This is a genomic window from Nitrospira sp. BLG_2 (assembly GCF_049222245.1).
The window spans coordinates 1-11,624 of the sequence record NZ_JBLYIG010000543.1; the positions used below are offsets into that span (position 1 = coordinate 1).

Annotated in this window: 7 protein-coding genes; 3 read left to right on the forward strand and 4 right to left on the reverse strand. The window is 55.3% G+C overall.

Annotated elements, in window-relative coordinates; all coding sequences use genetic code 11:
- From ACOSYY_RS14540 to ACOSYY_RS14555, 4 genes are all read right to left on the reverse strand, one after another.
- On the reverse strand, positions 1 to 1,162 hold a 1,162-nt coding region (locus ACOSYY_RS14540; protein WP_421663243.1), incomplete at its 3' end, for a sensor histidine kinase.
- An 88-nt stretch (positions 1,163 to 1,250) separates the two neighbouring features.
- A complete protein-coding gene (malQ, locus tag ACOSYY_RS14545; protein WP_421663245.1) occupies positions 1,251 to 3,503 on the reverse strand; it encodes a 4-alpha-glucanotransferase in 2,253 nt (750 codons plus the stop codon).
- Positions 3,504 to 3,755: 252 nt separating this feature from the next.
- Positions 3,756 to 5,231 (reverse strand): HlyD family type I secretion periplasmic adaptor subunit, encoded by a 1,476-nt coding sequence (locus tag ACOSYY_RS14550; RefSeq protein ID WP_421663247.1) that lies wholly within the window; start codon positions 5,229 to 5,231, stop codon positions 3,756 to 3,758.
- Positions 5,164 to 7,335, reverse strand: coding sequence for a type I secretion system permease/ATPase (locus ACOSYY_RS14555; RefSeq protein ID WP_421663249.1), 2,172 nt, complete (start codon positions 7,333 to 7,335; stop codon positions 5,164 to 5,166). The genes ACOSYY_RS14550 and ACOSYY_RS14555 overlap by 68 nt, the downstream gene beginning before the upstream one ends.
- A gap of 785 nt (positions 7,336 to 8,120) precedes the next feature.
- On the opposite strand from ACOSYY_RS14555, the gene ACOSYY_RS14560 reads away from it, so the two are divergent.
- The 3 genes from ACOSYY_RS14560 to ACOSYY_RS14570 all read left to right on the forward strand — a co-directional run bounded on the left by ACOSYY_RS14560 (position 8,121) and on the right by ACOSYY_RS14570 (position 11,269).
- Positions 8,121 to 9,116: a hypothetical protein gene (locus ACOSYY_RS14560; RefSeq protein WP_421663251.1), complete on the forward strand. Its 996-nt coding sequence runs from the start codon at positions 8,121 to 8,123 to the stop codon at positions 9,114 to 9,116.
- A gap of 5 nt (positions 9,117 to 9,121) precedes the next feature.
- Positions 9,122 to 10,687 (forward strand): B12-binding domain-containing radical SAM protein, encoded by a 1,566-nt coding sequence (locus ACOSYY_RS14565; protein ID WP_421663252.1) that lies wholly within the window; start codon positions 9,122 to 9,124, stop codon positions 10,685 to 10,687.
- A 234-nt stretch (positions 10,688 to 10,921) separates the two neighbouring features.
- Positions 10,922 to 11,269 carry a hypothetical protein gene (locus tag ACOSYY_RS14570; protein WP_421663253.1) on the forward strand — a complete coding sequence of 116 codons (348 nt, stop codon included), beginning with the start codon at positions 10,922 to 10,924 and terminating at the stop codon, positions 11,267 to 11,269.
- The last annotated feature ends 355 nt before the right edge of the window (positions 11,270 to 11,624 follow it).

Below are 11,624 nucleotides of genomic sequence, written 5' to 3' on the forward strand. Positions count from 1 at the left end.
ACGTCTCCTCCGTCGTATGAATAGATTCGCTTCGCATGGCCGGCAACGTCATCGTCACGGTCGTGCCATGCCCGACCGCACTCGTCATCGCCAACCCGCCTCCATGAGCCACCACCGACTCTCGGCTCAAGAATAGTCCCAAGCCGGTTCCCTTGCCAATCGCCTTAGTCGTAAAAAATGGCTCAAAGGCTTTCTGTGCGTCTTCCTCCGGCATACCGCATCCTGTATCCTGCACCTCGATCGTAACCACTAGCGGAGACATGCCGTCTGCAACCAGCCGACTGCGGTCCAGTTCCGCTGACGACGCCTCTCGACTTCCTGCCATGACGGTCACTTTCCCTTGTGCAGGTGTTGCGGCAAGCGCATTGGTCAGGACGTTTACCAATGCCTGATGAATTTTTTCCTTGTCCGCCCAAACCAAAGGAAGGTCCTTGGAAATGTCGACAATTAGAGTGATCCCTTTCTCATGGAAAGCCGGTTCCATCAGAACCGCAGAGGGGCGGACCACTTCCTCGACAGGAAGCCATTGCGGCTCAGGCTGGCGCGGCCTGGTTGAGGACAGCAAATCCTGAATGATTCGAACCACTCGCGTGAGCTGATCATCGATGATGGTCACCCGCTTTCTCATCTCCGGCGTCGCTCCAGGCTCCTCGGCAAGAGCCTGGACATGCCATGCGATCGAGTGAAGCGGTGTGCCCACCTCATGCGCCACCGACGCCACGAGTTGTCCCACTGCAGCCAACCGTTCCGACCGGTTCAGCCGATCTTTCGCCTGGACCAGTTGCGTGTTGGCTTTGAGCAAATTCTCGGTTTCTCTGGCCAATGCCGCTCTCGCCGCTTCTTCTCGCGCCTTCCGCTCTTCCCAGCTTACACCTAGATACGCCACCAACAGCAACACGCCGACCACGACGCTCCGATTGATGACCGCTGATTGAAACCGGCCCGGCTTTGTCGGTTGGAGTAGTCCTGAATAGGTGGCCACGATACAGGCCAGCACCGTCACCAACATGATGGTTCTATTCCGAAGGGTGGTCACCAACAAGATCGGCAACACGTATCCATACGCGCCGACGACATTGACCGGGGAGAATTCTTCAATGATCAGGATGATGAGAAAACAGGCGGCCGCGATGGCCAGCACGAGGCGGTCACGATGGGTCATGATAGTCATCCACCCGCTGCGCCTGGTCGAGGATCACAACCTCTGAATCGAGAATATCGATAACGAGTGGCTTCCTTCACGGCAGTACTTACACAAGAGGACGGGTCAAACGCAACAGAGAGGCGAGTCGTTCAAATCTGACGTCTTGGGCTAAGTCCTCCACCGTCAGATTCAACTTTCGGCACCAATTCGGATGCTGATCCACCGTCCCTGGGAGATTGGCCTGGCATCGGGCTCCGATGACATCTTCGATATTGGCCAATACGATGGCCGCGGGAGAGCGAGCCAGATATTGATGAATACCTTCCATCAACTCGGTCGTCATCATCGGCACATGGGTCGGATCATCGGGTACCCCTGAGGGCAGGAGTCCTTCCGACTTCAATGCAGCGAGAATTCCGGATTTTTCTCGATGCCGCTCCGACCACATTGCATTTCGAGCCTTCTCCGACGGGAAGAGGCCAAGCGCGGACCGAGTTTCGATATCCACCCCCTCCCAATACCCGCTCAATGTTGGAAGATCATGGGTTGTGACGACGGCGAGGGATTGAGCGGGATAGTGAGCCGGAAGCTTCCAAGCTCCCGAGTGTTCTCGCTCAAAATAGAAGACGCGGTATGATAAAACTCCGACTGTTCCGAGTCGATCACGCACCCAATCGGGAACGGTTCCTAGATCTTCGCCGATCACCACTGCCTTCGCGCGCACGCTTTCCAACGCCACGATCGCCAGCAATTCGTCATCCCGATAATGCACGTACGTTCCCATCGCGGGTGGGAGACCACGGGGGATCCAAAACAATCGAAAGAGTGCCATGACATGATCGATCCGTATTGCCCCTCCATAGCAGAGATTATTTTTGAGCAATTCAATAAAGTACCGGTACCCGCTTGCGCGCAGACGCAATGGATCGAGTGGAGAAATTCCCCAATTCTGCCCCTCAGGGCCAAGCGCATCAGGAGGTGCACCGCAATCGGCCTTGAACGCCAATACTTCTTGATTCAGCCATCCATCGGCACCATAGCGCTCGCTTCCCAAAGCAAAGTCATGGTACAAGCCGATCGGCATACCGGCCTGGTGCGTCTTCTTCACAGCCTCGAGCAGCTGTGCAGCGGCCAGCCATTGCAGATATTGAAAGAATCGTACACGCGGCATCTGCCGGCGCCGAAACTCTTCCAGAGCGTCCGAACTCCGTGTGCGGTAAGGCGCCGGCCAGTCTTCCCAGATTATCGAAGCCGAGGGTGCGGACTGTCGCTCTTCCTCCAGAGCCTGAAATAACGCGTAATGCTCTAGGGATTCCCCCTTCTGCTCCGTGAAGTGAAGAAAACTTTTCCCCCGATCGGTCTTGGGTTTCAACTCAGGCTCGGCACCTTCGAAGTTGTCCCGCAGAAATGTCCGATAGCACAGACCGAGGATCTCGCGTTTCGTCAACTTCACCGCGTCGTAATCCACGAATTCGCATTGCCGAGCCGCTTCGATCCTTGCGCGGAATAGTGGATCGGCAAGCCGGCCTTGCACATCCGAGCTCGTCCAACACTCCGGAACCTGAGTAACATCGATATACAAGTCGTTCAAAAACAGGCGGCTGGTGGGTGAATAGGGACTAATATGATAGGGTTTGGCATTCTTGAGCGCGTGGAGGGGGTTTAGCCCGATCACCGCGGCGCCAAGACGTTTTCCTATCCATTCGATGACGGCTCCCAGATCTCGAAAGTCGCCGACTCCCCAATTGTGATGGCTCCGCAATGAATAGAGCTGCAAGGCCACGCCCCACCATCGAACACCCTGCTGAAGGTCTTCAGGAATGTAACAACGTTCCGGCGCGACGATGAGGCGGAACGCGGATTCCGTATTCGTGCCTCCTCCCTTTGCGTGGGCTTTGACTGAGTAATAACCAAGCGGCAGGTCTTGTGGAAACGCCAAAGTTACACGGATAAACCTGCATCCCTGAATCGTACGAGTCTCTTCGACTCTGAGGCCCGGCCCCTCCGTTCGCTCAAATTGCGTTTCTCCATTCTCCGCACAGAGTGACCACTTAACGTAAAGATCCGAATCATCGGAGCTCTCACACGGCCCATGCCATGACCAGACACCTGCGTCCCGTCCCAATCGCAATACATGGACAGGTTCGCAGCCCCGCAGCCACCAACGATTATCCCATGCCTCTAACTCCGTAATGAGTTCCTCTCGATTCGCAACCCGCAGATTCATAGCAGCCAAGATGGCCCGTCGCGTTTCGTCTGTCGTCACATGGCACGTTCCGGCGATATCGTAGTAGTCGGCAGCAATCCCCGCCCGATCGGCCAGCATGCGTAAGAGATCCCGTTCAGATTGATCGTACATGCTGAGAGTCTGAGTGAATGGCCAGATCAAGTCAAGGTAATGCGGACTCTAGGCTCATGATTCGATCGGCCGGGAAAGTGAACCCTACAGCTGCCAGCGCTCATTTCAAGGTAAGATTGAGCGGCTGAAGTGTCCGGGACAAAGCCTGGCTACCGGACCCTCCGGTTGAAATATCGGCCTCCGTCAGCTCCGGTTCGAACATGGGGACGGCAAGCAGACGGAGCCGAAGCAGCGCCGGCGATGAGACAGCCGTTACCGCTCCCTCAGACTTTCTTTCATGGATTTAAGCAAAGGGCTCAATAGATATTCGATGATACGGCGCTGACCGGTCTTGATTTCAACAGTGACCGCCATTCCAGGCGAAAGTTTCACCTGCTTGCCTTCGACCTGAATCGTGGACCGATCCATACTGACTCTGGTCGGGTAGACGAGGCCTATCTTTTCGAGAGGAGCCGCATCATCGGACACCGTGACCACATGACCAGGAATCGTGCCGTACAACGTGAACTGAAACGTTTCGACTTTGATCTCCACCGGCTGTCCATCCTGCACAAACCCCACATCTTTATTTTGGACTTGTGCCTCCACTTCCACTGGATGCTCTTGGGGCACGACAATGAGCAGCTGCTGCGCCGGTGTGACGACGCCACCGACGGTATGCACGGCTAACTGCTGCACCACACCGTCGATCGGCGAGGTCAGCCGCTGTAAACCGGCCCTTTGGCCCGCCTTGGTGACTTCTTGTGCGAGGGAGGCAGTTTTGGTTTCTAGAGCGGACAGTTCCGCCTGTTTCATCTGTTGAAACTCCGACGCCATGGCTCGAAAGTGCTTGTTGGCCTCCGCGAGCGCGGCCCGATCTTGTTGGAGTTTCTTCTTTTGGCCGGCGAGTTCCTGTACCTTGTCGATCCGCCGCTCTTCTGCTTGCAGAAAATCCATCCTGCTCACTGCCTCATGTTCGAGCAATCTTTTATAGACCTCGACTCGTTCGACCTCCATCGGCACTGTGGCTTCCAAACGGAGAATATCTTCTCTGGTTTGCTCAACAGCTGCGAGACGCTGATCCGCAAGATGCTGCGCCGCTGCAACCTTGGCGTGATATTCGGCCAGCTGGTCCCGCAGCAATTGTTGTTGCAGCACGGCGTAAGCCGCCTCTGCGTCGGCGGGTGCTTCAAAAGTGGCCCGGCCCTTGATCAACGCCCTCAATCTTGCCGCGTCCACTTTCGCCGCCCGATATTCATTGAACGCCCTATCGTAATCGGCTCGGTTAAGGGTCGAATCGAGTTCGATCAGCACATCACCCTGCCTCACGACTTGCCCATCCTGCACCTGGATCGATGCAATGACCGCTGCTTCATACGGCTGGATAATCTTCGAGTAGCCGCTGGGAATGATCTTGCCTTGCGCCGTGGCCACAATGTCGATCCACCCAAACGTGGCCCACAATCCTGCCGCAGTGAAGGCAGCCAAGATCGTCCAGAGAAGCGCTCGGCCGACTGGAGACGGAGGGATCTGCTGAATTTCTAGCACCGCCGGTAGGAATTCCGTGGCTTGTCCGGTGGAACCAGTGGAACCGCCCGGTCGATTCGATTCGGCCTGCCACGCGGCTCTCCACATCGCCCAATGTCTGCCGAGCGCCCCGAACGCCATTTTGAGGGTCCTCTTATCCCTTGCCCAGTTGATGCACGTGTAATCGCGCATAGAAACCGTCAAGACGAAGGAGTTCATCATGCGATCCGTCCTCGACGATCTCTCCTTTGTCGACGACATAGATGCGATGCGCAGGCCGCACCGTGCTCAATCGATGTGCAATGATAAAAACCGTACGTCCCTTACAGATCTGCGCCATGTTCCGCTGGATCACCGCTTCGGATTCGTAATCCAACGCACTGGTCGCCTCATCGAAAATCAGAATGCGAGGATTCGCGACCAAGGCCCGCGCAATAGCGATCCGCTGACGCTGCCCGCCTGAAAGCGTACATCCGTGCTCTCCGATCAGCGTGTCGTAACCTTCCGCCAATTCCAGGATGAACTCATGGGCCCCGGCCATTTTCGCAGCCTGGATTACCGGTTCCATCGCCAAACCGGGATCGGTCAGCGCGATGTTGTTTCGGACCGAGCCGTTAAACAGGACATTTTCTTGGAGCACGACTCCCACTTGTCTGCGCAGCCATGCAGGATCGACCTGCGCTAAATCCATTCCATCGACCAAAATGCGTCCCCGTTCCGGCACATAGAGACGCTGCAGCAATTTGGCAATGGTGCTTTTCCCAGATCCCGAACGCCCGACAATACCGATCGTGTGCCCCGGCTCCACGGAAAATGACATCTTCTTCATGACTTCCGGCCCATCAGGCCGGTACCGAAACGTGACTTCTTGGAATCGTACCTGCCCCATGACCCGAGACAACGTCGTTCGATTCGGGTTATACGACGGTTCGGGCTGAGTGTTGAGTACATCGCCAAGCCGTTGCATCGAGATACCCACTTGTTGAAATTCCTGCCAGAGATTCACCAGTCGTAGAATCGGCCCTGTCACTTGCGCCGCCAGCATGTTGAATGCGATCAATTGACCTATACTCAGATCTCCATCGATCACACGATAGGCACCCAACCACAGCACTGCGACGGTGGCCACTTTTTGGACACAGGTCGCGGATTGACCGGCTATCATCATCATGCTCGTCGCGCGAAAACTCGCTCGCACATAGCCGGCCAGTTGTTCTTCCCATCTCCTCACAAACGGAGGTTCTACTGCCATGGCCTTGACAGTTTGGATCCCATTGACCACTTCGACTAAGAAGGCTTGGTTTTCAGCGCCCCGGTTGAACTTTTCATGCAAGCGCGCCCGGATTGCCGGAGTAATGGCGATCGACAGCAGCGCATAGACCGGAAGCGAAGCCATGACGACGAGCGAAAGCATGGGACTGTACAACCACATGACCGTCAAGAAAACGGCGGTGAACACGACGTCCAACACCACGGTCACGGAATGACTGGTCAAGAATTGACGGATCTGTTCCAACTCACGTACGCGGGCAACTGTATCGCCGACACGTCGGGCTTCAAAATAGGACATGGGAAGCGCCAGGATATGCCGGAAAAGTTGGGAGCCCAGGCTGACATCGATCCGATTGGTCGTATGCGAAAACAAATAGATCCGGAGCCCGCCTACAATCGCTTCGAAGATCGCCAGCGTAATCATACCGATCGCCAACACATGGAGCGTCGTGAATCCTTTGTGTACGAGTACTTTGTCTATGACGACCTGTGTAAAGAGCGGCGTCAATAAGGCAAAGAGTTGAAGAAAGAACGACGCGATCAGCACTTCGCCGAAAAGTTTACGATATTTCACGATCGCCGGAACGAACCATGTGAAGTCGAATTGGAGATCTCGCAGACGGACAGGGGCTCGTTTGGCGAAGAGCAGCAGTGCCCCGCTCCACATCGCTTCGAATTGCTCACGAGAGAGGACCAGCGGCCGTGCTTCGACCGGATCCTGGATCAGTATCTTCTCTTCTTCAACCTTCGCCAGGACGACATAGCCGCCATCAGTCCGCTTCGCCATGGCAGGCAGCGGTGTCCCTTGGAGTTTGCTCCATGTGGTCTGGAGTAGCCCGGCCTTCAATCCAAGATGTTGGGCCGCACGGAGAAGCTCGGCATCAGAACAAACTTGTCCGGACTGTGCAAACTGATGCCGCAGCTGCGACCCATCGGCGGGAAGGTCATGGAATCGAGCGAGGATGAGGAGACAAGTCAAGCCGCTGTCGGCCAGCGCGCCATTCACAGAAGCGGCGGACGTGTTATGCGCCCATTGCGGTCCCGAATTGTTCATGGGATCAACTGTTGTGCCGACTCAGCGGCCTGGAGAAGCGACATCGAGAAATGGTTCCCATGTTTCATGACCGCGAGTATGGGCTCACTGACCTTTCCAAGCGTTCGGTCTCACACCATTGGATGAAATCGCTACCTAACGGTCTGGAGGCAGATTGTATCAACGGATCGGAACGGTTCTGGCTTCTCTTAGAGGGGGGACCGTCCAACGGAAGTGGGTATGAACGTCGACAGACAAATGAGGAGGGGTCGAAGCTTTGAAAGCAGCTGACGTTCGACTGAACCGCTGGACTCAATACGCCGGGCACATGCGCAATGGGTGGAGGCAGGCAACTGAGGTAGCCGCTGTCTGTCTCAACCAGACTTGAGACATAACCTGCTTTGGCATGCCTGAAAAAAGGTCTGTCACCCTGCGTGATTTTCAAGACAGGTTGCTGACCCTTTTCCCGTATTCCGAGCGTCTGGTTCAGATATCCATTCTCCTAAATCAAAATGAAATTCCTTTGTTACGTCCCGTAAGCCCTAGCCATTGTGACCTATTGGCATAGATACACATTTCTTCAACTCCCGTGATCTCAAACATGAGATGCTCACTCTCAGCTATTTTTTGAAGAAATGCTTCTTGGTTTTCACTCGCTGAACACATAAACAGGCGGCTCTGTGACGATTTGAGTTCAGTAACCGGAATGCTTGGGCATCTATTTTTGTGAGGCGAACGATAGACCTTCAAGTTGCTGAAGGTATGCCGAAACATGAGCGTTCTAACCCTGAAAGGGAGGAGAGTGTATGGGGCATTTTACGACGAAGGGAAAGCTATTTCGCGAAGGGGCTGATCTCAGCGCATTCGGATCGCTCGATGTCACAGTGACGGCTGCCGGCACGACGGTTGAACAGACAGCGCCTCCTTCCCTGCCGGATGCCGACGGAGTGTCGCGATCGTTTCTGTATTGGGATACCGGTCGCCGCATCACCGGAAAACGGAAAGTCCGCTGGACTTTCAATCATCCCACAAATTGGTCGGAGTGGCCTGCTGCAGCCTTTTACGGCATTCCCCCCACTGGGACTGGCGGGATGGCCCGCGTAGTCGTGGATGCCCACTGGGTCGGGACCGGCCCGATCAATCCCACACCCATTGATGGGCCAGGCAGCACCTTCGTCAACGGTCCGGGAGGTACACCGATCGCGTGGCCGGGTGATGGCGACGATCACATCGTCCGAACTCAGTGGGGCGCGGCAACGATTCACGCGAAAGACCATCTGCAGCGCAACATGGGAGACCCGTTGCTTGATTTCTCCTCATGGCAACAGCTGGTGTATGGTGGAGATGCCGCCGGTTACTTCGAGGAAAATGATGATGACATTACACCTGGCGGAGGGGTGACTGGCATAGCCAATTCGACGTCTCCATTCTTCACGGTTGCACAGAACAGCAGCAGTTTTCTGCTGGCCGGATACGTCGTGCCGGTCAAATCCGGGATCGACATTTTCAAGAAACTGATCGAAGTTATCCGAGCATATGATCTAGGCAAATTCATCGATAAAGGCGATCCCTCGCCCGAAGACATCATCAGGCTGAAGTTGATCAGCGAGTCGCTCGATGTGGTGCGTGGCGGAACCGTTACGGACTTCGATGCGTTCGAAGGTCTGCTCGGTGCGGCGAGGAAAATGAAGCAGACCGATCTCAAGCGCACCATTGCAGGGACCAAGGCGACATTGCTGCGTGGCCAGGCCGTACTGAAAACCCTGGAGGCACTGGCCAAAAAAACTAAACCCCGGAAATAAGTACGATGGGACGACATGTGCTGCTGGTCGGGTATGAAGACCAGGATAATCTCGGAATTCGATACCTCTCCAGCCGGTTACTGCAACAGGGCCATCACACCCGGATCGTCGCATTCGGCCACGATCCGGGACCTTTACTACGCGTCATTCAAACCGAACGACCTGATGTCGTAGGGTTTTCTCTGATCTTCCAATACATGGTGCCGCAATTCGCGACGATCATCCGCGGGTTGCGAATGGCCGGTGTGCAGGCCCATATCACCATCGGTGGACACTATGCCTCCTTCGAACCGGCCGAATTGCTCCGATACATTCCGGAACTCGACTCTGTAGTCCGCTTTGAGGGCGAAGATACCTTGCTTGAGATTGTTGAGCACCTCGACCATCCGTCCCTGTGGCGGCAAGTCCCCGGCATTGCCTTGTTGGATCAAGGCAAACCTGTACTCAATCCGCCTCGGCAGGGTCGCACCCACATCGATGACTTTCCTGAGCCAGATCGCCGTGACATCGACTATCGGCAACAAGATCTGCCCACGGCATCGGTTCTTGCATCGCGCGGATGCCCATGGAAATGTTCCTTCTGCTCCATCATCACTTTCTATGAGGCGAACGGGACGACAGGTCGTCGTCGCCGTAAGCCGGTCAAGATCGTGGATGAAGTGGAACATTTGGTACGAGACCGTGGCGCCAAGCTGATTCTGTTTCAGGATGACGACTTTCTGGCCGGTGGAACTGAAGCCAAGGCCTGGGCGAAAGCAGTGGCCGACGAAGTTGTTCGTCGCGGGTTGGAGCAAGAGATGCGCTGGAAGATTGCCTGCCGATCGGATGAGATTCGCGCAGATCTCTTGACGCCTTTGGTCGGCGCGGGGTTATGCCACGTCTATATGGGCGTTGAAGGCGGAGATGAAACGAGTCTTGCGGCGCTCAACAAACATCTGAAGCCGGACGTCCATCTTCGTGCAGGACGGATTCTGCGTGATTTAGACATGAGCTTCGATTTCGGTTTTATGCTGCTTGAACCTTGGTCCACCCTGCAGACGGCGCGCAACAACATGAAATTCCTTCGAACATTCACCGAAGAAGGTTGGGCCGTGGCGGGATTTTGTCGGACCTTGCCGTACGTGGGGACGCCGATCGAAAAACGGTTACGAGAAGAAGGCCGGCTCAACGGGTCGTCGTTAGAGGCTGAGTATCGATTCCTCGACCCGCGCGTCGACCTGCTGTGGGACTTCTGCTTAATGGCGTTCGAAGGACGGAATTTTGGCAAACATGCGACGTGGAATGTCCTACGAGGGCTGTTGTTCGACACCCATCTCGATATGCCGGGCCACCGCCGTGACCCCGATCGTGATGAGGCCGCTCGCGCCTTAGTCCAATCTTCTAACGGCGTGATGTTGGACGTGCTGGAGAGTGCTCTCGATTTGATCGAAACCGGAGAGGCGAAGACGCTGCAGCATCACGAATTAGTGAAATTGGCTAAATTTGCACGAGCCGAAGATCAGAGTATTCGACGCCAACTCACAGCGATGGAACGAGTCACAGAATCCGCCTGTGAGATGCTCTTCCGCTGACTTGAGGAAGCGTACTCGACATGTCACGCCATCTACAGCTACAGCAGCGACCAGTCACGTTCGATTTCTCGCCGAAGCCCAATTTCGTTATGGTGCTTCCTTGAAATCACCGCTTCTACATTGTTCAGACAATACCTCAGGCCTAAAAATGTATGACCGTTCGCGATTGCATTAAGACGGAGTACACTCGAAGAGACTGCTTCAGCGGCGGCTTCACATGACGAACGGTTTCCCATGAAACGCACCTATTGGCTCTACGGAACGGCTGTCACGATTGGAATAGTGATGTGGGCGGGCATCTCCATGGTTTCCGGAAAGAGAGAGGCCTTTGACTCCGCCTTGTATTATCAGCTTGGGATACCGGTGATCTGCTTTGCTTCCGCCCTACTTGGCTTTGCCGAACCGCACAAGCCGTGGCGATGGGGCGCCCTTCCCTTTTGTGGCCAGTTTTTCTGGCTGCTGTTCACCCAAGGGCCCGGCAATCTCTTGCCGCTCGGCGTGATTGCCTTCTCCATACTCTCCCTACCATCAATCATTTCCGCTAGAATCGGAGCATTTGTTAGGAGACGACGGGCTACATAACCACGGTCCAACTCTTCCTACTGACCGGCCTCTGCCTCTGCAGTTTGTATCCTCGTCATAAGCAGTCCGTATCGGATATTCATATCCTTTGAACCCCAATTATTGTCGCTATAGAGCGACCATGCGCCGTGATAGAGTATCGTCACTGCGCTTTCGCGACGAGCACTGATGGACTTCGTATCACATGGTCTCGGGGTTCGATTGCGTTCGGCGGAAGAGCCGATCGAGTTTCGGGCTGGCATTCGCCATCGGTATGGCACCGGACCTGTCATCATTCGGGGTCTTGTACGTCACGGCTACACTGGGTCTGTCGCCGAAACCCGATTTCAGGCATGGCACACCCCCGGAATCGACC